This is a genomic window from Azospirillum sp. UENF 312511, from assembly GCF_058780635.1.
In genome coordinates this window covers 828,992-851,672 of record NZ_JBSNCG010000005.1, presented here as the reverse complement: position 1 = coordinate 851,672, position 22,681 = coordinate 828,992, and the positions used below count along the sequence as shown (strand labels likewise).

Sequence of the window (22,681 nt, the reverse complement as noted above, 5' to 3'; positions counted from 1 at the left end):
CTTTGATGTGCGTCAATGGCTGCGCGGAATCGCGGCGCATTGGACAAATTGTCCAATGTCCTACCCGGCCCGTGGGGGTTAGCTCTTCGCCCAAATCCAAAGCGAACCCCTGCTGACAGGTCCTGCCTTGACCCGTTTCCGCGCCTTGGCCCTCCTGCCGCTGATGGCGGTTTTGAGCGGCTGCAACCTTGTGGTGATGAGCCCGTCCGGCGACGTGGCGAGCCAACAGGCCAACCTCATCACCATTTCCACCCTCCTGATGCTTCTCATCATCATTCCGGTGATGGTGCTGACGGTGCTGTTCGCGTGGCGCTACCGCCAGTCGAATAGCACGGCCCAGTACGACCCGGATTGGGACCATTCGACGCAGCTGGAGCTGGTGATCTGGGCGGCCCCGCTGCTCATCATCATCTGCCTGGGCGCCCTCACCTGGATGGCGACCCACCTGCTCGATCCCTACCGCCCGCTCGACCGCATCGCCGCCGGGCGCCCGGTTCCGGCCGATACCAAGATGCTCGACGTCAACGTCGTGGCGCTCGACTGGAAGTGGCTGTTCATCTACCCGGAATACGGCATCGCCACGGTGAACGAGGTGGCCGCCCCGGTGGACCGCCCGATCCGCTTCAACATCACCTCCTCCACGGTGATGAACTCCTTCTACATCCCGGCGCTTGCCGGGCAGATCTACGCCATGGCCGGCATGGAGACGAAGCTGCACGCCGTCATCAACGAGCCGGGCAGCTACAAGGGCTTCTCCGCCAACTACAGCGGCGCCGGCTTCTCGCACATGCGCTTCACCTTCCACGGTCTGGCCGCCGACGGCTTCGACAAGTGGGTGGCGGACATCAAGGCGGGCGGCGGCAAGCTCGACCGCGACGGCTACCTCCAGCTTGAGCGCCCCAGCGAGAACGAGCCGGTGCGCCGCTACGGCGCCGTCGAACTCGGGCCTGTTCAGGGCCATCGTCGGGATGTGCGTCGAGCCGGGCAAGATGTGCATGCACGACATGATGGCCATCGACGCCAAAGGCGGCCTCGGCCTCGCCGGCATCGACAACGTGATGCCGCTGATGCACGACAAGCTGTCCCGCCGCGGCACCGCGGTTCTCGGCCCGGCGCCGGTCTATGTGGCGGGCATCTGCTCGACCGAGGAACTGACCGGCCGCGCCGTCGAGTCGTCGCTGGGCGTGCTGAACGCTCCCGCCGACGAGTCCCCGATTTCCGGCGCGGGTCTGCCGCGCTCTTCCATCACGCCGATCTCCGCGCCCGCCTCTGCGTTCGGGCCGCGGCTGACGGCCAATCCCTGAGCGGCCTACCGCCATGATCGACACATCGACCGTCGCCACCCATCCGCTCTTCGGGCGTCTGACCCTGGAGTCCTTCCCCTATCACGAGCCCATCGTGGTCGCGACCTTCGTCGCGGTCGTGCTGGGCGGCATCGCGCTCGTCGCGGCGCTGAGCTATTTCCGGTTGTGGGACTATCTCTGGAAGGAGTGGTTCACCACCGTCGACCACAAGCGCATCGGCATCATGTACATGGTGCTGGGCCTGGTCATGCTTCTGCGCGGTTTCGCCGACGCCATCATGATGCGCCTCCAGCAGGCCATGGCCTTCGGCGGCAGTGAGGGCTACCTCAACGCGCACCATTACGACCAGATCTTCACCGCCCACGGCGTCATCATGATCTTCTTCGTGGCGATGCCCTTCGTCACGGGTCTGATGAACTACGTGGTGCCGCTGCAGATCGGCGCCCGCGACGTGTCCTTCCCGTTCCTGAACAACTTCAGCTTCTGGATGACGGTGGGCGGCGCGGTGCTGATCATGGTCTCGCTGTTCGTCGGCGAGTTCGCGCGCACCGGCTGGCTGGCCTACCCGCCGCTGTCCAACATCGCCTACAGCCCTGAGACGGGTGTCGACTATTACATCTGGGCGTTGCAGATCGCCGGTGTCGGAACAACATTGTCCGGCATCAACCTGATCTGCACGATCGTCAAGATGCGCGCCCCCGGCATGACCATGATGAAGATGCCGGTCTTCACCTGGACGTCGCTCTGCACCAACGTGCTGATCGTCGCCTCCTTCCCGATCCTGACCGCCACGCTGGTCCTGCTGTCGCTGGACCGCTATGTCGGCACGAACTTCTTCACGAACGATCTCGGCGGCAGCCCGATGATGTACGTGAACCTGATCTGGATCTGGGGCCACCCGGAAGTCTACATCCTGATCCTGCCGGTCTTCGGCATCTTCTCGGAAGTCACCTCGACCTTCTCGGGCAAGAAGCTGTTCGGCTACACCTCCATGGTCTACGCGACGGTGGTCATCACGATCCTGTCCTATCTGGTGTGGCTGCACCACTTCTTCACCATGGGGTCGGGCGCCAGCGTGAACTCGTTCTTCGGCATCACGACGATGATCATCTCGATCCCGACGGGTGCGAAGATCTTCAACTGGCTGTTCACCATGTACCGCGGCCGCATCCGGTTCGAGCTGCCGATGATGTGGACCGTCGCCTTCATGCTGACCTTCGTGGTCGGCGGCATGACGGGCGTGCTGCTGGCCGTTCCGCCGGCGGACTTCGTCCTTCACAACAGCCTGTTCCTGATCGCCCACTTCCACAACGTCATCATCGGCGGCGTGCTGTTCGGCCTGTTCGCCGGCATCTACTACTGGTGGCCCAAGGCCTTCGGCTTCCGCCTCGATCCCTTCTGGGGCAAGGTGTCCTTCTGGTGCTGGGTGATCGGCTTCTGGGTCGCCTTCATGCCGCTCTACGTCCTCGGCCTGATGGGCGTCACCCGCCGCCTGCGCGTGTTCGAGGACCCGTCGCTGCAGATCTGGTTCCAGATCGCCGCCGTCGGCGCCGTCCTGATCGCGGCTGGCATCGGGGCCTTCCTCCTCCAGATCGCCGTCAGCGTCTGGAAGCGCCGTGAACTGGTCGACCGCACGGGCGATCCGTGGGACGGCCGCACCCTGGAATGGGCGACCTCCTCGCCGCCGCCGGACTACAACTTCGCCTTCACGCCGATGATCCACGACAACGACGCGTGGTGGGACATGAAGAAGCGCGGCTACAAGCGTCCGCTGGGCGGCTACAAGGCGATCCACATGCCCAGCAACAGCGGCACCGGCGTGATCCTGGCCGGGATCAGCGTGGTCCTCGGCTTCGCCCTGATCTGGTACATCTGGTGGCTTGCCGCGGTGAGCTTCGTCGCGCTGCTGGCGACCGCCATCCACCACACCTTCAACTATCACCGCGACTTCCACATCCCCGCGGACGTGGTGGTGCGGACCGAGAACGAGCGGACCCGTCTCCTCTCCGGGCAGGTGTAAAGCATGAGCACGACCCTGACAGCCGAGCGGAGCCGCAGCCAGGCTCCGGTCTTCCACGTGGTGGAGGAGCACGCGCACCCCGAAGGCTCCAGCACCATGCTGGGCTTCTGGATCTACCTGATGAGCGACTGCCTCATCTTCGCGGTGCTGTTCGCGACCTATGGCGTGCTCGGCGGCAACTATGCCGCCGGGCCGTCGCCCAAGGACCTGTTCGACCTGCCGCTGGTGGCGCTGAACACCGCCATGCTGCTGTTCTCCTCCATCACCTATGGCTTCGCCATGCTGGCGATGGAGAAGGGGCGGGTATCGCAGACCCAGCTGTGGCTGGCGGTGACCGGCCTGTTCGGCGCCGCCTTCCTGGCGATCGAACTCTACGAGTTCGCCCACCTGATCCACATCGGGGCGACCCCGCAGCGCAGCGCCTTCCTGTCGTCCTTCTTCACGCTGGTCGGCACCCACGGCCTGCACGTCACCTTCGGCCTCGTCTGGCTGGTGACGCTGATGGTCCAGGTCAACAAGCGCGGCCTGATCCCGGCCAACCGCCGGCGCCTGATGTGCCTCAGCCTGTTCTGGCACTTCCTGGACGTCATCTGGATCGGCGTCTTCACCTTCGTCTATCTGATGGGAATGCTGCGATGAGTTCTCACGCCGAACATCATTCCGGGCATCATGGGGCCGGCCATCATGGTGGCGATCACCATGGTCACGGGGAGCATGAGGGCGCCCACGGGACGCTCGGCAGCTACCTGATCGGCTTCATCCTTTCGGTGATCCTGACGGTCATTCCCTTCTGGCTGGTCATGGACGGGACGATCCTGGACAAGAACATGACCGCGATGGCGATCATGGCGCTCGCCGCCGTCCAGGTCGTCGTCCACATGATCTTCTTCCTGCACATGAACGGACGTGCGGAAGGCGGGTGGACCATGCTGTCGCTGATCTTCACGATCATCGTCGTGGTCATCATGCTGGCCGGTTCGCTGTGGGTGATGTACCACCTGAACACCAACATGATGCCGATCCACGACCCGAGCCAACTGCCGTGACCGGTACGGCGACCCACCGTCCGCGCCGGGGGCTGATCCTTCTCGGCGTCCTGGCGCTGGCGGGAGTCGCCGTCTTCACGTCGCTCGGCGTCTGGCAGGTCGAGCGGCTGTTCTGGAAGCTGGACCTGATCCAGCGGGTGGAGGAGCGGGCGCAGGCCGCGCCCGTTCCCGCCCCCGGCCCGGAGGACTGGCCCGCCGTGACGGCGGCCAGCCAGGAATACCGGCGGGTCGGCGTCACCGGGCGCTTCCTGAACGACAAGGAAACCCTGGTCCAGGCGGTGACCGAGCGGGGCGGCGGCTTCTGGGTGCTCACCCCGCTGCGCACCGACCGCGGCTTCACCGTCCTGGTCAACCGGGGCTTCGTGCCGCCGGAGCGGCGCAGCACCGACAGCCGCCCCGACGGGTTGATCGATACGGACACCACCGTCACCGGCCTGCTGCGGGTGACCGAGCCGGGGGGCGGTTTCCTGCGCTCCAACGATCCCGCACAGGATCGCTGGTACTCGCGCGACGTGGCGGCCATCGCGGCGGCCCGAAGCGTGACGGATGCGGCCCCCTACTTCATCGACGCCGAGGCCAGCCCGCCGGGCGGGTCTCCGGTTGGCGGACTGACCGTGTTGAAGTTCAGGAACAACCACCTCGTGTATGCGCTGACGTGGTTCGCCCTGGCGCTCATGCTGATCGCTGCATCGCTCTATGTCGCGCGCAGTGAACGACGCCGCCGGGGTTGAAGAAGTAATCTCTTTTTCCTCATGGTCTTTCGCCGGGTGAGAAAAGTCCCCTCATGGACTCTTCCACCACGCTTTTTTGTGCTATTAAGCCCGTCCGGAATCCGTGGCAAGGCTGCCAAGCCGGAGTATCGTGCCCATATAACAGGGACCGAAGGAAGCCGGCGAAGGGCCAGACGTTTTCCGTGCGCGACACCACCGACAAGAAGAATCTGTTCCTGCTGGTGCAGTTGCGCTGGCTTGCCGTCGCCGGGCAGGTGGTGACGATCCTGATCGTGCACTACCAGATGGGCATCACCCTGCCGCTCGACCAAATGGGCGCGGTGATCCTGTTCCTGGTCGCGCTGAACATCGCCAGCGTCCTGCATCTGCGCCGCCAGACCTCGGTGTCGAACACCCAGCTTTTCCTGGAGCTGCTGATCGACGTGTCGGCGCTCACGGTCCAGCTCTACCTCAGCGGCGGCGCGTCCAACCCCTTCATCTCGCTCTACCTGCTGCAGATCACCCTGGGGGCGGTGCTGCTGGAGGCGTGGTCGGCCTGGGCGCTGGTGCTGGTCGCCACGGCCTGCTTCACCTTCCTGATCGGCGCCTACCGCCCGCTGGCCCTGCCGCCGGGGTTGGATGGGCTTCTGCTAGGGCTGCACATCCAGGGCATGTTCCTGTGCTTCGTGCTGACGGCCAGCCTGATCGTTCCCTTCATCACCCAGATCACCCGCAACCTGCGCGCCCGCGATGCCCATCTGGCCGACCTGCGCCAGCGCTCCATGGAGGAGGACCACATCGTGCGCCTCGGCCTGCTCGCCTCCGGCGCCGCGCATGAACTGGGGACGCCGCTCGCCACCCTGTCGGTGATCGTGAACGACTGGCGGCGGATGCCGGTGGTCAAGGGCGATCCCGACATGGCCGAGGACATCGCCGAGATGCAGAACCAGATCGACCGCTGCAAGGCCATCGTGTCGGGCATCCTGCTGTCCTCCGGCGAGGCGCGGGGGGAGGGCACGCTGCGCACCACCGTGACCGCCTTCCTGGACGATCTGGTGGCGGAGTGGAAGGACAGCCGCTCCCCGGCCTGCGTCGATTACGACAACAGCGTTCGCTCGCGGGAGGGGATCATCTCCGACCTCGCGCTGAAGCAGGTGATCTTCAACGTCCTGGACAACGCGCTGGAGGTGTCCCCCGGCTGGGTCGGCATCGCCGCCGGGCGGCAGGGGGACAGCCTCGTCCTGACCGTCAACGACGCCGGCCCCGGCTTCGAGGAGCGGATGCTGGCGGAATTCGGCAAACCCTACCGGTCGAGCAAGGGGCGGCCCGGCGGCGGGCTTGGCCTCTTCCTGGTGGTCAACGTGGTGCGCAAGCTGGGCGGCTCGGTCGCCGCGCGCAACCGCCCCGGCGGCGGCGCCTCCGTCACCATGACCCTGCCGCTCGCCGCCCTGTCCGCGGGAGAGAGCCATGGAGACTGAGCGTTCCCTCGTGCTGGTGGAGGACGACGCCGCCTTCGCCAAGGTCCTGCGCCGCTCCTTCGAGCGCCGGGGCTATCAGGTATACTGGTGCGACACCTTGGACGGGCTGCGGGCGCTGCTGGAGACGGTGCCCTTCGCCTACGCGGTGGTGGACCTGAAGCTGGGCAACGGCTCCGGCCTGGAATGCGTTCGGGAGCTGCACGCCAACGACCCGGAGACGCGGATCGTCGTCCTGACCGGCTTCGCCAGCATCGCCACGGCGGTCGAGGCGATCAAACTGGGTGCCTGCCATTACCTCGCCAAGCCGTCCAACACCGACGACATCGAGGCGGCCTTCGAGCGCACGGAGGGCGATCCCTCCATCGCGCTGGGGGCGCGGGCGACCTCGCTGAAGACGCTGGAGTGGGAGCGCATCCACGAAACCCTGGCGGAAACCGGCTTCAACATTTCCGAAACCGCCCGCCGCCTGGGCATGCACCGGCGCACCCTGGCCCGCAAGCTGGAGAAGAAACAGGTGCCCTGAACCGGCTTTCCCCTGTCCAGTCGGTCAAAGGATGCGCATGGCCGCTGGACAATGGCGGCCAGTCCGCCCATTTTTCACGGCCTGTTACAGTCGTGTGTCATACGCAGCAGCAAGGAGCAGTGTGAAGTGTCTCTTTCCACGTCGAGCAGCAGCCCCTCCGATCCGCGGACCGAGGCCCGCCGTCTTCTGACGGACGCCATCTCCACGTACCTCCAGTCGTGCAAGGATCTGGCTGCTGCGACCGAACGCGCGACCGAGACGAGCGGCAGCATCGACACCCAGGCTCGCCGCAAGGCTTACCAGACGCTGACCGAGCTGGGCGATCAGGTCCGTCTCGCGCAGCGCCGCCTCATCACCGCGGCCAAGCAGGCCCGCCGGGTCATGCCGGTCGCCGAGATCGAGGAGGTCGCCAAGAAGCTGGATAAGCGCGACACCACGGAAAGCGCCGCCGTGCTGGTCAAGGCCGCCCTGGTCAATTGACGTCTGTTGGGGAAGGGCTCGCCTGTTCGGCATAGACGAATCCGCCGGATTGGCGGGAATCGCCGACTTTTTGCGGGTCACAGCGTCGCGCCCGGTCGATTCCGATCGGGAGCATCTTGCGCGCCGCCGTCCGTCAGGGTACGTCAGAGGCGCCTGGAGCCCTGGAACATGCTGGGGTTCCGCCACGAACAAGGGGAATTTGGGAATGACGAAGGCCGATCTCATCGACGCGATCGCCGGCAAGCTGGGCGGCACGAAGGCCGACGCCGGCAAGGCGCTGGACGCGGTTCTGGAAAGCCTGCAGGACGCGCTGGTCAAGGGGGAGACGGTCAAGCTGCCGGGCTTCGGCCAGTTCGAGATCGCCGAGCGCGGCGAGCGCACGGGCCGCAACCCGCAGACCGGTGCGGAGATCAAGATCGCCGCCTCCAAGGCGCCGAAGTTCTCCGCCGGCAAGGCCCTCAAGGACGCCGTCAACGGCAAGGCCGAGTAAAGCGACGTTCCTCCCTCTCCCGCCCTGGGAGAGGGAGGGGCCCCGTTGCACGGATACCCTCCCCCGGGACGGGAGAGGGTGTTTCATCACCCGCTCAATGCGGGTTCGCCGGTCCCGGTGTGGCGTCGGCCAGCCAGCGGCCGAGCGGGTCGTCCGTTTCGCTGCCCGTATCGTTTGACGCCTCGCTCCAGCCCGGCGGGACGCCGTCCATGTTCGGAAGGCGGTGGGCGATGCCCTTATGGCAGTCGATGCAGGTGCGCTGCCCGCTGAACAGATATTGCTGATGAATGCGCGCCGCCCGCGCCCCCTGCTTGGTGATGTCCATCGATTCCGCGCTGTGGCAGTTGCGGCATTCCAGGGAATTGTTGGCCTTCAGCCGCGCCCATTCATGCTCGGCCAGCTCACGCCGCTTTTCCACGAACTTGTCGCGCGTGTCGATGGTGCCGAAGATCTTGCCCCACACCTCCTTTGACGCCTGCATCTTGCGGGCGATTTTGTCGGTCCAGTTGTGCGGGACGTGGCAGTCCGGACAGGTCGCCCGCACGCCGGAGCGGTTGGTGAAGTGGATGGTGGTCTTCAGCTCCTCGAACACGTTGTCCCGCATCTCGTGGCAGCTCGTGCAGAACTTCTCGGTGTTGGTGACCTCCAACGCGGTGTTGAAGCCGCCCCAGAACATCACGCCGGCCAGGAAACCGCCCAGCGTCAGGAAGCCGAGGCTGAGGTAACGGCTCGGCCCCGCGATGATCCGCCAGGGCCGCAGCAGGAAATCGGGCAGGTTCATCGCCGGTCACCCCCGTCCGACGGGCGGCTGATGAGGCTGTCCATGTCTTTGAAGGTGTTCGGGACGATGGGCTGGGCCACGGTCTGGGGGACGTGGCACTGCGTGCAGAAATAGCGGCGCGGCGCCACCGCGCCCAGGGTCTGGCCCTCGCGGTCCACATAATGGGTGATGCTGATCATCGGCGCCTGGGTGGCCCCGGTGAACTGCCGGCTGTGGCAGGTCAGGCACTGGTTGTTGTTCAGGCTGATCTGATAATCGCGGATGTTGTGCGGGATGACCGGCGGCTGCTCCGGATAGTTGCGGGCGACCCGCCGGTCGTCGGTGACGTCGGCGGGAATCGGCGGGGCCGGGTCCTCGTCGGTGAACTGGATCGGCGGACGGAAGGGCTCCCGGACCTGTCCGGTTCCCTGGGCGGCGAGCAGTGCCGGCACGAGGCAGGGCAAAGCCGCGGCCAGCGCGAGCATGAGATGGCGGCGCATGGTTGCGGTCCTCCCTCAGACGGCCACGATCTTGACGGCGCACTTCTTGAAGTCCGTCTGCTTGCTGATCGGGTCGGTGGCATCGAGCGTGCATTTGTTGATGAGGCGCGCCGAATCGAACCAGGGCACGAAGACGACCCCGCGCGGCGGCCGGTTGCGCCCGCGCGTCTCGACCCGCGTGCGCATCTCGCCGCGCCGCGACATCACCTTGACCTCCGAGCCGCGGCGCAGGCCGCGCGCCTGCGCGTCGTCCGGGTGCATGTAGACCAGCGCCATGGGCATGGCCTTGTAGAGTTCGGGCACCCGCATGGTCATGGAGCCGGAGTGCCAGTGCTCCAGCACGCGCCCCGTGACCAGCCACAGGTCGAAGTCCTTGTCGGGCGATTCCGCCGGGGGTTCGTAGGGGAAGGCGAACAGGTTGGCCTTGCCGTCCGGGTTTCCGTAGAAGCGCACCCCCTCGCCCTTCGGGACGTAGGGGTCGAGCCCCTCCCGGTAACGCCACTTCGTTTCCTTGCCCTCGACCACCGGCCAGCGCAGCCCGCGCACCTCGTGATAGGTGTCGAAGGGCGCCAGATCGTGGCCGTGGCCGCGCCCGAAGGCGGCGTATTCCTCGAACAGCCCCTTCTGCACGTAGAAGCCGAACTCCTTCGACTCCCGGTTCTCGTAGGCGGGGTCCAGTTCCGACACGGGGAAGCGGTCGACGTTGCCGTTGCGGAACAGCACGTCGAACAGGCTCTTGCCGCGGAAGTCGGGGTTGGCGTCGAGAATTTCCTTCGGCCACACCTCGTCGGTGGTGAAGCGCTTGGAGAATTCCATGAGCTGCCAGAGGTCGGAGCGCGCCTCGCCCGGCGCGTTGACGAGCTGGTGCCAGAAATGGGTCCGCCGTTCCGCGTTGCCGTAGGCGCCCTCCTTCTCCACCCACATGGCGGCGGGCAGGATCAGGTCGGCGGCGGCGGCGGTCACCGTCGGATAGGCGTCCGACACGACGATGAAATTCTCCGGGTTGCGGTAGCCGGGGTAGGTCTCGTTGTCGCTGTTCGGCGCCGCCTGGAGGTTGTTGTTGACCATGATCCAGTAGGCGTTGAGCTTGCCGTCCTTCAGCATCCGGTCCTGTAGGACGGCGTGATAGCCGATCTTGCCGGGCAGCAGGCCCTTGGGGATCTTCCAGCCCTCTTCGACGTGGGAGCGGTGGGTGGGGTTGGTCACCTGCATGTCGGCGGGCAGCCGGTGGGCGAAGGTGCCGACCTCGCGCGCCGTGCCGCAGGCCGAGGGCTGGCCGGTCAGCGAGAAGGGGCTGTTCCCCGGCTCCGAAATTTTGCCGGTGAGAAGGTGGATGTTGTAGACCATGTGGTTCACCCACACGCCGCGGACGTGCTGGTTGAAGCCCATGGTCCAGAGCGACATGACCTTGATCTTCGGGTCGGCGTACATCTCGGCGAGCGCCAGCAGCCGTTCCTTCGGCACCTTGCTCAGTTCCGCCACCTTGTCCAGCGTGTAGTCGCTGACGAAGGCGGCGAACTCGTCGAAGCTCATGGGCTTGGAATCGGTCGGGTCCTTGGCGTTCGCGGCGCGCACCTCCAGCACGCTTTCGGGTCGCAACCCATAGCCGATGTCCTTCTGCCCCAGGCGGAAGCTGCAATGCTTCTCGACGAACTCCTTGTTCACCCGTCCGGTCTGGATGATGTGGTTGGCGATGTAGTTCAGGATGGCCAGATCGGTCCCCGGTTCGAAGATCATCGGGATGTCGGCCAGTTCGAAGCTGCGGTGCTCGAAGGTCGAGAGGACGGCCACCTTCACATGGTTGTGAGCAAGCCGCCGGTCAGTGATGCGCGTCCACAGGATGGGGTGCATCTCCGCCATGTTGGAGCCCCAGAGCACGAAGGCGTCGGCGTGCTCGAAATCGTCGTAGCAGCCCATCGGCTCGTCCATGCCGAAGGTGCGGATGAAGGCCACCGCGGCCGACGCCATGCAGTGGCGGGCGTTGGGGTCGAGGTTGTTGGTGCGGAAGCCGGCGCGCATCAGCTTGGACGCGGCGTAGCCCTCCCAGATCGTCCATTGGCCGGACCCGAACATGCCGACGGCGTCCGGCCCCTTCTCCTTCAGCACCCGCTTCCATTGGCGGGCCATCTCGTCGAAGGCTTCGTCCCAGGAGACCGGGCGGAACTCCCCGTCCTTGTGGTACTTGCCGTCGCGCATGCGCAGCAGCGGCTGGGTCAGCCGGTCCTGCCCGTACATGATCTTGGACAGGAAATAGCCCTTCACGCAGTTCAGGCCGCGGTTGACCTCCGCCTGCATATCGCCATGGGTGGCGACGACGCGGTTGTCCTTGGTGGCGACCATGACGCTGCATCCGGTGCCGCAGAAGCGGCAGGGCGCTTTCGACCAGGTAAGCTGGGCGTCCTCGCCCGCCACCATGGATTGCTGGGCCATGGCGGGCAGGCTGATGCCCCCCGCCGTCGCGGCGGCCGCGACCGCCTGCGCCTTGATGAAATCCCGCCGGTCAAGCATGGGTTCCTCCCCCCTTTTTCTTGACGAATGTGAAATCTGGCGCGTCAACGCCGCGCCGTAGCGACCTCCTCCGCGGTCCGGGCCGCCATCGGCTCGGCGTGGTGGAAGACCATGACCGCCGACATCACGCCGGGCATCAGGTGGATCGCGGTCATGCGGTCGGCGATGCGGCCCTCGTGGGGGCCTTCCACGGTCACCACCATCCGGCCCCGCTCCTCCGCATGGACCTCCACGTCGCCCAGCGCGGCGACGGCGGCCCGCACGTCGGGGCTTCGCTCCGGCCGCAGATGGACGAGGATGGAGGCGATGTGCCATTCCACCGGTGCTTCGGCCGGCCGGTCTCGGGCTTCAGGGTGCATGGGCGGTCTCCGGTCCGGGTTGCAACGTGACGGCGTCGGCGGGGCAGGCGGCCAGGCAGGCGCCGCAGCCGGTGCAGGCGTCGTTTTCGACCACGGGGACCGCCACGCCGCCGGGCGCCAGGGCGAAGCGGATGGCCGATTCCGGGCAGGCGTCGCGGCAGCTTCGGCAGACGACGCGGTTTATGGCGAGGCAGGACGGCCCGATGCGCACGGCCAGCGTCCAAGGGCTGGCGGCGGCACGATCAAAGACCGGTTCGGGGCAGGGCTCGGCACAGGCCGCGCAGAAGCTGCACTCGCCCCGCCGGAAGTCGACCTCGGGAAAACCGCCGTCCCCCCGGCGGATGATCCCCTCGGGGCAGGCGTCAGCGCAGGCGCCGCAGCGTGTGCACAGGTCGGTGAAGCGTTCCGTCCGGGCCCAGGGCGGGCGCAACGGCACCGGCTCAACGCGTCGCCGTCCGCGAAGGAAGCCTCGTCTCCCTAAGTCGACCGATTCATCGGCCATGGCGCCGTCCCCCTCAGACCGGGGGCGGACCGGGCGGACCCATGATGAGTTGCGACATCCAGACCAGGAAGCCGTAGCCGCCCACGACGGTGACCGACAGGATCGGCCAGATCACCACCGCCAGAACAAGGAACATGGCGATTTCCCGCCGCTTCGCGCCGGGATCGGGCAGGGGCGGGCTGGCAGCGGCGCGCGAGGGGAAGCGGGCTGGGTCCGGTGAAGGGTCCGGAGAATGGCGGCGGCTCATGGTGGCTCCCGTTTTTGGCGGGCGAGGGCGTTGCCGACAGCCGGGGAGGCGGTCGGATACCCCAACAACAGGTTGAGCGTCGCTTCTGTTCCATGCGGCGGAGCGTGCGATGGGCACCGCCCCGGCGTGCCGCGGCCATGGCTTCGACATGGCGTCGCGGGCGGATGATTCGCGATGCGAACATTTTTTTGAGGGGGCCCGGGATTAAGCGGGGCGCGGGATCGTAAACTGAGTGAAGAGGGGATAAGGAGGTCGGACGGCCTTGGTGTGATTTGGCTCTCCGGATTGTTTATTTCCGATTCGTACAGGGCATACAGATTGGATCGACTACGAGGTTGCTGATGATCTGAAGTTCTGTAAGATTGGAACAGCCGTTCTTGGTGTAACGGCTTCTCCACTGTTGTGATCGTAAGTGAAGCGAACTCATTCAGAGGCCGCGCCTGCTTTGGCGCGGCCTTTTTTTTGCTTTTTCAAAGTCATAGTACGAAAGATCGGCCCTGGGGATACTGGTTCTTCGCAGGGCATACCTGCAACGATAGTTGCAACAGCGAGGATTAATTGTGCTGTGATTCCTGAAACGGATGTTGTGTTCCGCTGATTGTGTGGTATACCAAGTACGAAATGCGGAACACCAAGCCTCTCCCAACGGTGGCGGTGGTGCTCCTGCCAAGATGCGAAGGGCACGCAAGCCCCAAAGAAAGGCAATGCGACAACAACCATCGGCCCCGCCCGGCTGAGTTGAGTGTTCGATCACCGCATTGGGGAGGAAGAGTAATGAGTCAGTCCATCGCTGCACCGCCTGGCGGCTCGCAGGCGCCCATTTCCGAAGGCGCGCGCTGGATGCAGATCGTCGTCGGCATCGTCTGTATGGTCGCCGCGGCCAACATTCAGTACGCCTGGACGCTCTTCGTGCCGGAAATCCAGGCCACCCATGGCTGGACCCGCGCTTCGATCCAGACCGCCTTCACCGTCTTCGTCGTCGTCCAGACCTGGCTGACCCCCATCGAAGGCTACTTCATCGACCGCTACGGCCCCCGCGTCATCGTCGCCTTCGGCGGCGTGATGACCGGCCTCTCCTGGATCATCGACAGCTACGCCGGCTCGCTCGGCATGCTCTATGTCGGTTCGGCCATCGGCGGCATCGGCGTCGGCTGCGTCTACGCCACCTGCGTCAACAGCGCCATCAAGTGGTTCCCGGACAAGCGCGGCCTCGCCGTCGGCCTGACCGCGGGCGGCTACGGCGCCGGTTCGGCCCTGACGATCCTGCCGATCGCCAACATGATCCACTCCTCGGGCTATCAGGCTGCCTTCTTCTGGTTCGGCCTGCTGCAGGGCACGATCATCCTCATCGCCGCCTTCTTCCTGCGCGCCCCGCAGAAGGATCAGGTGAAGGCCTCGACCAAGGTCCTGCAGTCCCGCCGCGACTATACGCTCAAGGAAGCGCTGCAGACGCCGGTCTTCTGGGTCATGATGGTCATGTTCATCTGCACCGTCTCGGGCGGTCTGATGGCGGTGGCCCAGCTCGGCGTGATCGCCCACGATCTGGGCGTGAAGGAAGCCCCGATCAGCCTGTTCGGCATCACCATGGCGGCTCTGCCCTTCGCGCTGATGCTCGACCGCGTGATGAACGGCATCTCCCGTCCGCTGTTCGGCTTCATCTCCGACCACATCGGCCGTGAAGCGACCATGTTCATCGCCTTCACCTTCGAAGGCATTGGCATCCTGATGCTCAGCCGCTTCGGCCACGACCCGATCATGTTCCTGATCCTGTCGGGCATGGTGTTCCTGGCCTGGGGCGAAGTGTACAGCCTGTTCAGCGCCACCTCGGCGGACACCTTCGGCACCAAGCATGCGGCGAAGATCTACGGCGTGCTGTACTGCGCCAAGGGCGTCGCGGCCCTGCTGGTCCCGCTGGGCAACCTGCTGATGGAAGCCACCGGCACCTGGGCGACCGTGCTCTACATCTGCGCCACCATGGACCTCATCGCGGCCTTCTGCGCCCTCGCGGTCCTGCGGCCCATGTTGCGCAAGCACCACGCCCGCAACGCCGAACTCGCCGCCCAGCAGGGCAGGGGTCCGGTCACGGCGGCGGCCAGCCCGTAACCTCCGCTTCAGCGGATCGACCGGAAGGGGACCACGCGCGTGGTCCCCTTTTCGGCGTTTCGGGCCGGCCTTGCGGAGCGGAACACAAACGTGAGGCGTGTCGATGGAGGGGGCATGGACAATCGACGGCGGGGGCAAGGAATGGCAAAGGACGACGGCAGTTTCCGGCTGGTGGTCGCCTGCTCGCTGGGCGGGGTGGCGGTCAGCGTGGCCCTCGGCTCGCTGCTGCTGTCGCGTTGGACGCCCCGGACGGAGAACACGGTGGTCGAACGGGCGATCCACAACATGGACCGGGAGACCTGCGAGCGGGTGCTGCACTCCTTCACGCAGCCGCAGCCGGTGGGCACCCGCGTGCTGTGGCTGTGGGCGGAGGAATCGACGCCGGGCGTCTTCACCGGTGCGCCCTGGACGTCGCGGGTGACCGGGCCGGGCGTGCAGACGGCGGCGGCCGGGGCCGGGGCTGGGACGGGGGGAACGTCCGCCGGCCGCTCCCCCCGTCCCTACGCCTTCGACCCGGCGTCCCAGGTGGCGCCGGACGCGGCCTGCTCCTTCCCGAACAACTCCCTGCACATCGTGTCGGTGGAGTATCCGCCCAAGCCGGACGCCGCGCCGGCAACGGGCAAGCCGTAAAAAAGAAAGGGCCGGCCGCGGGAAGCGGCCGGCCCTTTCTGGCAGGCGGTGCGCCGGATGGAAGCGCCGCCTTACTCCTCGCGGTTGCCCATGAGCTGGAGGAGCATCTGGAAGAGGTTGATGAAGTTGAGGTAGAGCGAGAGGGCGCCCATGACGGCGAGCTTGGTGTTGCCCTCGTGGCCGTGGCCCTCGGCGTACTCCTCCTTGATGCGCTGGGTGTCGTAGGCGGTCAGGCCGGTGAAGATGACCACGCCGATCACCGAGATCGCGAACTGCAGGGCGCTGGAGCCGACGAAGATGTTGACCAGGCTGGCGATGACGATGCCGATCAGGCCCATCATCAGGAACGAACCCATCTTCGACAGGTCGGCCTTGGTGGTGTAGCCCCACAGGCTCATCGCCGCGAACATCGCCGCGGTGATGAAGAACACCCGCGCCACGCTGGCCCCGGTGAAGACCAGGAAGATCGACGCCATCGACACGCCCATCACCGCGCAGAAGGCCCAGAACAGCCCCTGCAGCGCGGTCGCCGACATCGCGTGGAAGCGGAAGGACAGCACCATGATGAAGGCCAGCGGCGCCAGCATCACCACCCACTTCAGCGGGGTCGTGAAGATCGGAACGTACAGCGCCGGCGTGCTCGCCACGAACAGCGCCACAAGCCCCGTCACGCCAAGGCCGAGCATCATGAAGTTGTAGACCCGCAGCATGTGCTTGCGCAGGCCCTCGTCGAACGCCGCGCCGTAAGCCGGCGCCGCGCTGCCGAATTGGTTGCCGTAGAAGGGTCCGCTCATTGTCTCACCATGTCCTTCGGATGCTTATCGTTCGGATGCTTGTCGTTCAGTGCGTCTGCTTCAGAACCAGGCCATGCGGGCGTCGCGGGCATGGGCCAGGATTTCCTTTTCCGGCTGCTCGCCGCACAGCGCGTAGACCGTCGTCCCGACCTGCCAGTAGGCGACCGAGACGTTGCCGATCCGCTCCGCCTGGGGTTCGGTGACGGCGAAGCGGTCGACCTCGCTGGCGAACAGCGTGATCAACTGCGACCCGCCGTGGCGGTAGGCCGCCTGCACCGCGACCCCGCCGTCCCAGGCCACCGTGCGCAGCCCGTCCGGCGCCTGCCCGATATCGAGCTGCGGGATCGGCACCGCGACCTCCGGGTTGGCGGGGGCCAGACGGTTGACCAGGGATTGGGCGGCGTCGGCGAAGGGCTTGAAGTCGATCCCGCTGTGCAGCGCCTGCTGGTGGGTCTGCGCCGCGATGGTGATGTAGTGGGTGGCCGCGTGCGCCGTGGCGACGGGGTTGACCGACAGGGACGACACCGCGCTGTGCGCCGTCCAGCCGAGCCCGACGAGGCAGAGCGCCGCGACGGCCCGCCGTCCGCGGCCCGAGCCGTTGGCGGCCCGCGCCCGCGCCCGGTTCATCAGCTCCGCCGCCGGGCGGCGCCACAGCGCGCCCCACTGCTTGCGCCGCGGCAGCGGCGCGCCGGCGCCGACCGCCGGCTGGGCCGCGGCGGGAGCCGGGGAAGCAACCGGTTCGGGCGCGGCCATCTCCGGCTCCGCTTTCTCAACGGCCGGGCCGGCTATGAACAGGCGGATTTCGTCGCGCACCCGCATGTCGTGCATGACGCGGGCGGCCTCGTCCGGATTGGCCTCCAGGTAGGCTTCGACCTCGATGCGGCGCTGCGCGTCGAGTTCGCCGTCCACATAGGCGTTCAGGTCGATGTCGCTGATCGGTTCGTTCATCGTCATTTCACCACGCGCAACGGGGGGCGCTGGACCCGGTCTGATGGGTTGCGGTCGGACTGGTCTGACGCTGGCTGGCGCCCGCCGCCCGTCTTGGCCCGCAGCGCGTCGCGCGCACGGCCCAGGCGGGACATCAGGGTGCCCACGGGGATGCCCAGGCACTCCGCGGCGTCCCGGTAGGACATGCCGTCGAGCGCCACGAGCACCAGGGCCTCCCGCTGTTCGACCGGCAGGGTCATCAGGGCCGCGATGGTCTGGCCCAGATGAACGTGGCTCAACTGCGCGGGCGGGGAGCCTTCCTCCGCCATCGAGCTGAGCTCGCCGGTCGCCTGGCGTTCGGCCTGCTGGCGCCGCCAGCGGTCCACGAAGGTGTTGTGGACGATGGCGAGCAGCCACTTGCGCAGGTCGCGCCCGTCCGTGAAGGACGACGCCCCCTCGATGGCCTTGACGAGCGCCTCCTGGACGAGGTCCTCGGCCTGATCGGGGTCGCGCATCAGGACCAGGGCGTAGCGCCTCAGAACGTCCAGATGCTGTCCCAACTCGTCTTTCATCACCGTCCCGGATTGGTTCTTCACACTCGGCATACGGATCATGCCGTGGCTTAATCCGCTCCGGGGGAAAAAATCGCCACGGGATTGGCTTGCGCGCGGACGCAGGGCGGAGTAGGTCAGAAGCGCCTGGAGCCCTGGAGAATGCTGGGGTTCCTCCATGAACAAGGGGAGTAGGGAATGACGAAGGCCGATCTCATCGACGCGATCGCCGGCAAGCTGGGCGGCACCAAGGCCGACGCCGGCAAGGCGCTGGACGCGGTTCTGGAAAGCCTGCAGGACGCGCTGGTCAAGGGGGAGACGGTCAAGCTGCCGGGCTTCGGCCAGTTCGAGATCGCCGAGCGCGGCGAGCGCACGGGCCGCAACCCGCAGACCGGTGCGGAGATCAAGATCGCCGCCTCCAAGGCGCCGAAGTTCTCCGCCGGCAAGGCCCTCAAGGACGCCGTCAACGGCAAGGCCGAGTAAGCCTTCCGCAAGGACGATCCTTGTATCGGATGAAGGGGCGGCGGCAACGCCGCCCCTTTCGTCTTTCCAAATTTCTTGGTGACGACATGAGCAGCAACAACGTCTATCGCTGGATCAAGGTCGAAGGACGGTGGGAGCCGGCGCAGCAACTGGCCGATGGCTCCTACATGCCGATCGGCGACATCGTGCCGCTGTCCGCCCGCAGCGTGAAGGTCGGCCCGGTGATCGAGCCGCCGCCCCGCAACGCCGCCCCCAAGGACGACGTCGGCGAATAGGGCTGACGCCCGGTCCTACCCGGTCGTCCCGACCTGGTCGAGCATGGCGCGGACAGCGCCGATCGCCGCCTGGAAGCTGAAGGGCTTGTGCAGGACGCGCAGGCGGCCCGACTCCGGGTGCCAGAGGGCGCCGCTGTCGGCGGTCATGACGATCACCGGCAGGGCGGGCCGCCGCGCCCGCGTCCGGCGAATCAGTTCGTTGCCATCCATCACCGGCATGCGCAGGTCGGTCATCAGCAGCGACGCCGGGCAGCTTTCCAGGGCGGTGATGGCTTCCAACCCGTTGTGGGTCAGCGTGACGCGCAGCCCCTGGCCTTCCAGCGTGTCGGCAAGGGCCAGGGCTTCGAGGCGCTCATCCTCGGCGACGAGGATGTGGGGAACGGACTCCATGGTTCGGCCTGACAGTGCAACGCAAAGGGAGTAAGGGGTACGTTGCGGCCGGCCGAATGGATTTCCCTTGAATGCGCAGGGTGATCAGGTTGCTTGGTTTCAGGCGCACTCGGCCAATTCGGCCAGGGCCTCGGCGTCCAGCAGCTCGACCCGGCCGCCATCCAGGATGCGGATCAGGCGCGAGGTCTTCAGCTTGGTGAAGCCGCGGGACACCGTTTCCGTGGTCAGGCCGAGATGGTCAGCGATGTCGCAGCGGCTCATCGGCAGGGCGATGGCCCGGCCGGCACCGGCCCGGCGGCTCAGCGCCAGCAGGAAGCTGGCCAGCTTCTCCAGCGCCGACTTGCGGCCCAGCAGCAGCATCTGGTCCTGCGCCGCCACCAGCTCGGAGGTGGTGACCGACAGCAGCCGGCGGGCCAGGGCGGGCTGGGAGTCCAGCAGGGTGTCGAGCTGGCAGCGCGGGATGCGCTGGACGGTGGAGGCGGTGATCGCCTCGGCGGAATAGAGATAGCGGTCGGCGAAGGCCAGCCCGACCATGTCGCCGGCCTGGAGGAAGCCGATGATCTGGCGGCGCCCGTCCGGCAGCAGCTTGTAGAGGCGGATCATGCCGTCGACCACCCGGAAGACGGCGTCGGCGGCCTCGCCCTCGGCGAAGATGGACTGCTCGCGGTCGAACACCCGGAACTGGGCGATGGCGGCCAGCGGGTCGATGTCGTTGGCGGCGAAGCCGGCGGCGGGACGGGAGGGGGCGACACGCGGCATCGCCATCACGGCGGCCTGATGGCCGTGCGGAACACGCGTCGGCTGGGCGGCGATGGCGGTGTGAGCGTGCATGTCGGGCCCCTCGGCGTTCGTGGAAGCGGCCCGTCCCCGTGGGGCAACCGCTCGATGAGCCGAAGTTATGCGCTGCGGGGTACCCTGTGCAGTTCGGTCTTGTACCTAAGGGGCTTTGCGTACGTAAGACTACCTAGGGGGCATTGCGGACGCCTCGGTGGACGCATGGGGGCGGAGGGGGAGCGGGGATGCTCACCCCCCGTGGACCAGCCGTTCGAACAGGTCCTCCGATCCCATCTGCCCGCCCTTGAGCATCAGCTCGACGCCGTCGGTGGGCGGGTGAGCGCTGTGGGTCAGGCTGACCGTCACGCCGGGGCTGAGCGCCGTCCGGTAGGACAGGCCCCACAGGCCCAGCGCCTTCACCGCCTTGCTGGAGGTGTCGCCCCCGGCGATGCCCATACGGCGCAGCGGCACCGCGCGGGCGACCGAAGCCACGAAGTCCGCGGTCGCGTCGGCGATGGCGGCGGACTGGGCGGTGTCGGGCGCCTCGCCCTCCGCCGGGGCGGTCCACACCAGCACGTTCCGCCCCTGGCCCAGCAGGCCAGCGATCTCGCTCCGCAGCCGCTCGCGGTAGGCGTCGTCGTGGCACAGGGCGCCCGCGTCCGCCGGCATCCGGTGGAAGGAGGAGGCCGCGGCGATCTGCTTGCGCGTGACCGGCGACAGGCTGCCGGCCAGCACGAAGACCGGCCCCTCCGCCGGGGCCAGGGGCGCGTCGCCGACCGTCTCGTCGCGCTGCCATTGGGTGGCCAGCGCCTGGACCACGCCGCTCGGCCCGACCGCCAGCAGGGGCGAACGCCGCGCCCGCTCCCAGATCCGCCGCCCGGCGGGCGCCAGATCCGCCGGCTGTGCGATGTCCAGCAGGACGGCGGGTGCGCCGCCCGCCACCATCCGGTCCAGCTTTTCGTCGAGCGCCCCGGCGTCCAGCCCGTAATCCGGATAGTGCAGGGCGCCCATTCCCTCCAGCCCCTGCGCGGCGAGGTGGAGGCGCAGGTCGGCCTCCGTCATCGGCGTCACCGGATGGGCCTTCATGGTTGGGTGGCGGTCGATGCGGTGGACCGTCCCGCCGGTGCCCGCCGCGGCGAACAGCGTGCTGAACAGGCAGTAGCGCCCGATGTTCGGCTGGCCGCCGACCACCGGCAGGAAACGGTTGGGGAAGAAGGGCCGCAGGGCCGCCACCGCCGCTCCGATGCTGCCGACCCGCGGCGAGCTGTCAAAGGTCGAGCAGCATTTGTAGTGCATCACCGGAACGCCGAGCCCGGCGAAGAAGCGCCCCACCGGCTCCAGCTCCGCCCGCAGGGCCTCCGGGTCCATGGTGCGCGATGCCCCGGCGATGCCCAGCGCGTCCAGCGGGCCGAGCCCGGCCAGCCGCTCCGCGTCGGGGATCTCCAGAAGCAGCAGCGCCCGCTGCCCGGCCTTCGCCAGCGTGGCCAGCGTGTCGGTGGCCCCGGTGAAGTCGTCCCCGTACCAGCCCAGCCGGGGCGGCGGGTGCGCCGCCGTCACTTGCCCGCTCCGAAGAACTCCAGGGCACGCTTCAACTCCGGCCGGGTCGCGGCGGCGTCGGGCAGGGTGACGCCCTCGCGCACCGCCGCCCAGGCATGACGGATGCTCGTCACGCCGGCGGCGGGGCCGTCCGGATGAGCCATGATGCCGCCGCCGGACATGAACAGCAGGTCGTCCGTCCCCACCGCGTCCCAGGTGACGGGAACGGTTCCCGCCCACTGGCCGGAGGAGAAGGCCGGCATCACCGTATCGTCGCAGCCTTCGGCCAGCGGGGCGAGGCAGGACTTGGCGCCGTCGATGACCTCCGCGTCGGGCTGGGCGAACTTGCCCTGAAGGCCGTGGACGTGCATGTGGTCCACCCCGGCCAACCGCCACAGCGTCTGGTAGGCGTCGAAGCCGATGCCCAGGCTGGGGTGGCGCGACAGGGCGCCGAAGCCGTTGCGGTGCCCGTGCAGCACCAGCCCGCTGTGGCGACGCAGCGTCTGCACGGCGGAGAAGCCGCACCAGTTCAGGCTGACCATCACGCAGCTTCCACCTTCGCGCTCCACCAGATCGGCGTGGCGGCGCATGGCGTCCGTCTCGTCGCTGATGTTGAAGGCGACCATGACGTGCTTGCCGGTGCGGTCCTGGTGGCGGCGTACCCGGTCCATCACCGCCGGCACGCGCTGGGCCAGCGGGGCGTGGATCGGATCGGCGCAGATCTCGTCGTCCTTGATGAAGTCCAGCCCGGCGGCGCAGAGCGTGCCGACCAGCTCTCCGGTCTCCTCCGCCGACAGGCCGAGGTTCGGCTTGATGATGGAGCCGACCAGCGCCCCGCGCTCCACCCCGGTCAGCCGCCGCGTGCCGGCCACGCCGTGCCGCGGCGCGTCGAAGCGATTGCGGTACGCGGCGGGGAGGCGGACGGAGTCGAGCCGCAGGCCGGTGACCTCGCCGAGGTCGAACAGGTTGCCGGCCACCGTTGCGGCCAGAGTCGGCAGGTTGGCGCCGACGTTGCCGGTGGGGAAGCTGATGGTGACGTGGGCGCGCCGCCATGGTCCCGGCCGCTTCTGCCGTTCCAGCCACGTGTTCGGCAGGCTGGGGGAGGCGACGGGTTCCAACTCCTCCACCCGCTCCACCACGGCGCGGGCGCGGGCGCGCAGGTCGTCCGTCTCGCCGTGGACGCGGGTGAAGGTGCCGCAGGACTGCTCCCCCGCCATGACCTCCGCCACCTTGGCGGGGTCCAGCGGGGTCTCGATCAGATAGGTCGCCTCGAAGCGGTCGGAGCGCATGG

26 protein-coding genes are annotated in these 22,681 nt (G+C 67.4%); 13 read left to right on the top strand and 13 right to left on the bottom strand.

Going from position 1 to position 22,681, the window contains the following annotated elements; translation table 11 throughout:
• The first annotated feature begins 127 nt into the window (after window positions 1–127).
• From cyoA to ACWPN7_RS32270, 9 genes are all read left to right on the top strand, one after another.
• On the top strand, window positions 128–1,321 hold the full coding sequence (gene cyoA, locus ACWPN7_RS32310; protein WP_492273722.1) for a ubiquinol oxidase subunit II: 1,194 nt from the start codon (window positions 128–130) through the stop codon (window positions 1,319–1,321).
• The gene (gene cyoB, locus ACWPN7_RS32305) at window positions 1,318–3,324 is read left to right on the top strand and encodes a cytochrome o ubiquinol oxidase subunit I (protein WP_459197512.1); all 2,007 of its coding nucleotides are present in this window, start codon (window positions 1,318–1,320) and stop codon (window positions 3,322–3,324) included. Before cyoA ends, cyoB begins: the two co-directional genes overlap by 4 nt.
• Window positions 3,325–3,327: 3 nt before the next feature.
• On the top strand, window positions 3,328–3,963 hold the full coding sequence (gene cyoC, locus ACWPN7_RS32300) for a cytochrome o ubiquinol oxidase subunit III (RefSeq protein ID WP_040136122.1): 636 nt from the start codon (window positions 3,328–3,330) through the stop codon (window positions 3,961–3,963).
• Complete coding sequence (cyoD, locus tag ACWPN7_RS32295) at window positions 3,960–4,370, top strand: cytochrome o ubiquinol oxidase subunit IV (protein ID WP_014241895.1); 411 nt, start codon at window positions 3,960–3,962, stop codon at window positions 4,368–4,370. The genes cyoC and cyoD overlap by 4 nt, the downstream gene beginning before the upstream one ends.
• Window positions 4,367–5,101 (top strand): SURF1 family protein, encoded by a 735-nt coding sequence (locus tag ACWPN7_RS32290; RefSeq protein WP_200474785.1) that lies wholly within the window; start codon window positions 4,367–4,369, stop codon window positions 5,099–5,101. The genes cyoD and ACWPN7_RS32290 overlap by 4 nt, the downstream gene beginning before the upstream one ends.
• A gap of 182 nt (window positions 5,102–5,283) precedes the next feature.
• Entirely contained in the window at window positions 5,284–6,558 is a 1,275-nt protein-coding gene (locus tag ACWPN7_RS32285; protein WP_040136124.1) for an ATP-binding protein, read from the top strand.
• A complete protein-coding gene (locus ACWPN7_RS32280) occupies window positions 6,548–7,081 on the top strand; it encodes a response regulator transcription factor (RefSeq protein ID WP_459197513.1) in 534 nt (177 codons plus the stop codon). The genes ACWPN7_RS32285 and ACWPN7_RS32280 overlap by 11 nt, the downstream gene beginning before the upstream one ends.
• A 126-nt stretch (window positions 7,082–7,207) precedes the next feature.
• Window positions 7,208–7,561 (top strand): hypothetical protein, encoded by a 354-nt coding sequence (locus tag ACWPN7_RS32275; RefSeq protein ID WP_459197514.1) that lies wholly within the window; start codon window positions 7,208–7,210, stop codon window positions 7,559–7,561.
• 205 nt (window positions 7,562–7,766) lie between these two features.
• Window positions 7,767–8,051 carry an HU family DNA-binding protein gene (locus tag ACWPN7_RS32270; RefSeq protein ID WP_014241890.1) on the top strand — a complete coding sequence of 95 codons (285 nt, stop codon included), beginning with the start codon at window positions 7,767–7,769 and terminating at the stop codon, window positions 8,049–8,051.
• Window positions 8,052–8,145: 94 nt separating this feature from the next.
• Here ACWPN7_RS32270 and ACWPN7_RS32265 read toward each other — a convergent pair whose 3' ends face one another.
• From ACWPN7_RS32265 to napE, 6 genes are read right to left on the bottom strand one after another with little or no spacing between them, the layout of a single operon-like run.
• Entirely contained in the window at window positions 8,146–8,832 is a 687-nt protein-coding gene (locus ACWPN7_RS32265) for a cytochrome c3 family protein (protein WP_459197515.1), read from the bottom strand.
• Window positions 8,829–9,311, bottom strand: a complete 483-nt coding sequence (locus ACWPN7_RS32260; RefSeq protein ID WP_014241888.1) for a nitrate reductase cytochrome c-type subunit — start codon at window positions 9,309–9,311, stop codon at window positions 8,829–8,831. Before ACWPN7_RS32260 ends, ACWPN7_RS32265 begins: the two co-directional genes overlap by 4 nt.
• A 15-nt stretch (window positions 9,312–9,326) precedes the next feature.
• The gene (gene napA / locus ACWPN7_RS32255; protein ID WP_459197516.1) at window positions 9,327–11,819 is read right to left on the bottom strand and encodes a periplasmic nitrate reductase subunit alpha; all 2,493 of its coding nucleotides are present in this window, start codon (window positions 11,817–11,819) and stop codon (window positions 9,327–9,329) included.
• A 44-nt stretch (window positions 11,820–11,863) separates the two neighbouring features.
• Entirely contained in the window at window positions 11,864–12,178 is a 315-nt protein-coding gene (locus ACWPN7_RS32250) for a chaperone NapD (protein WP_040136132.1), read from the bottom strand.
• Window positions 12,168–12,680: a ferredoxin-type protein NapF gene (gene napF, locus ACWPN7_RS32245; protein WP_459197517.1), complete on the bottom strand. Its 513-nt coding sequence runs from the start codon at window positions 12,678–12,680 to the stop codon at window positions 12,168–12,170. The genes ACWPN7_RS32250 and napF overlap by 11 nt, the downstream gene beginning before the upstream one ends.
• Window positions 12,681–12,693: 13 nt before the next feature.
• A complete protein-coding gene (napE, locus tag ACWPN7_RS32240) occupies window positions 12,694–12,927 on the bottom strand; it encodes a periplasmic nitrate reductase, NapE protein (protein ID WP_459197518.1) in 234 nt (77 codons plus the stop codon).
• Window positions 12,928–13,701: 774 nt separating this feature from the next.
• Here napE and oxlT point away from each other — a divergent pair.
• Entirely contained in the window at window positions 13,702–15,030 is a 1,329-nt protein-coding gene (oxlT, locus tag ACWPN7_RS32235) for an oxalate/formate MFS antiporter (RefSeq protein WP_014241882.1), read from the top strand.
• A gap of 141 nt (window positions 15,031–15,171) precedes the next feature.
• Window positions 15,172–15,660, top strand: a complete 489-nt coding sequence (locus ACWPN7_RS32230) for a hypothetical protein (protein WP_459197519.1) — start codon at window positions 15,172–15,174, stop codon at window positions 15,658–15,660.
• Between the two features lie 71 nt (window positions 15,661–15,731).
• Here the strand turns inward: ACWPN7_RS32230 and ACWPN7_RS32225 are convergent, their stop codons facing one another.
• From ACWPN7_RS32225 to ACWPN7_RS32215, 3 genes are read right to left on the bottom strand one after another with little or no spacing between them, the layout of a single operon-like run.
• Window positions 15,732–16,454, bottom strand: coding sequence for a Bax inhibitor-1/YccA family protein (locus tag ACWPN7_RS32225; protein ID WP_109139186.1), 723 nt, complete (start codon window positions 16,452–16,454; stop codon window positions 15,732–15,734).
• A 60-nt stretch (window positions 16,455–16,514) separates the two neighbouring features.
• Entirely contained in the window at window positions 16,515–17,402 is an 888-nt protein-coding gene (locus tag ACWPN7_RS32220; RefSeq protein WP_103039431.1) for an anti-sigma factor family protein, read from the bottom strand.
• Between the two features lie 2 nt (window positions 17,403–17,404).
• Window positions 17,405–17,953, bottom strand: coding sequence for a sigma-70 family RNA polymerase sigma factor (locus tag ACWPN7_RS32215; RefSeq protein ID WP_040137136.1), 549 nt, complete (start codon window positions 17,951–17,953; stop codon window positions 17,405–17,407).
• 177 nt (window positions 17,954–18,130) lie between these two features.
• On the opposite strand from ACWPN7_RS32215, the gene ACWPN7_RS32210 reads away from it, so the two are divergent.
• Window positions 18,131–18,415 carry an HU family DNA-binding protein gene (locus ACWPN7_RS32210; RefSeq protein WP_014241890.1) on the top strand — a complete coding sequence of 95 codons (285 nt, stop codon included), beginning with the start codon at window positions 18,131–18,133 and terminating at the stop codon, window positions 18,413–18,415.
• A gap of 86 nt (window positions 18,416–18,501) precedes the next feature.
• Window positions 18,502–18,690, top strand: coding sequence for a hypothetical protein (locus tag ACWPN7_RS32205; RefSeq protein WP_103039432.1), 189 nt, complete (start codon window positions 18,502–18,504; stop codon window positions 18,688–18,690).
• Window positions 18,691–18,705: 15 nt separating this feature from the next.
• Here ACWPN7_RS32205 and ACWPN7_RS32200 read toward each other — a convergent pair whose 3' ends face one another.
• From ACWPN7_RS32200 to ACWPN7_RS32185, 4 genes are all read right to left on the bottom strand, one after another.
• The gene (locus tag ACWPN7_RS32200; RefSeq protein ID WP_459197004.1) at window positions 18,706–19,080 is read right to left on the bottom strand and encodes a response regulator; all 375 of its coding nucleotides are present in this window, start codon (window positions 19,078–19,080) and stop codon (window positions 18,706–18,708) included.
• Between the two features lie 99 nt (window positions 19,081–19,179).
• Entirely contained in the window at window positions 19,180–19,911 is a 732-nt protein-coding gene (locus tag ACWPN7_RS32195) for a helix-turn-helix domain-containing protein (protein ID WP_149648969.1), read from the bottom strand.
• A 192-nt stretch (window positions 19,912–20,103) separates the two neighbouring features.
• Entirely contained in the window at window positions 20,104–21,411 is a 1,308-nt protein-coding gene (locus tag ACWPN7_RS32190; RefSeq protein ID WP_459197005.1) for a four-carbon acid sugar kinase family protein, read from the bottom strand.
• Complete coding sequence (locus ACWPN7_RS32185) at window positions 21,408–22,679, bottom strand: ribulose-bisphosphate carboxylase large subunit family protein (protein WP_459197006.1); 1,272 nt, start codon at window positions 22,677–22,679, stop codon at window positions 21,408–21,410. The genes ACWPN7_RS32190 and ACWPN7_RS32185 overlap by 4 nt, the downstream gene beginning before the upstream one ends.
• Window positions 22,680–22,681 lie beyond the last annotated feature (2 nt).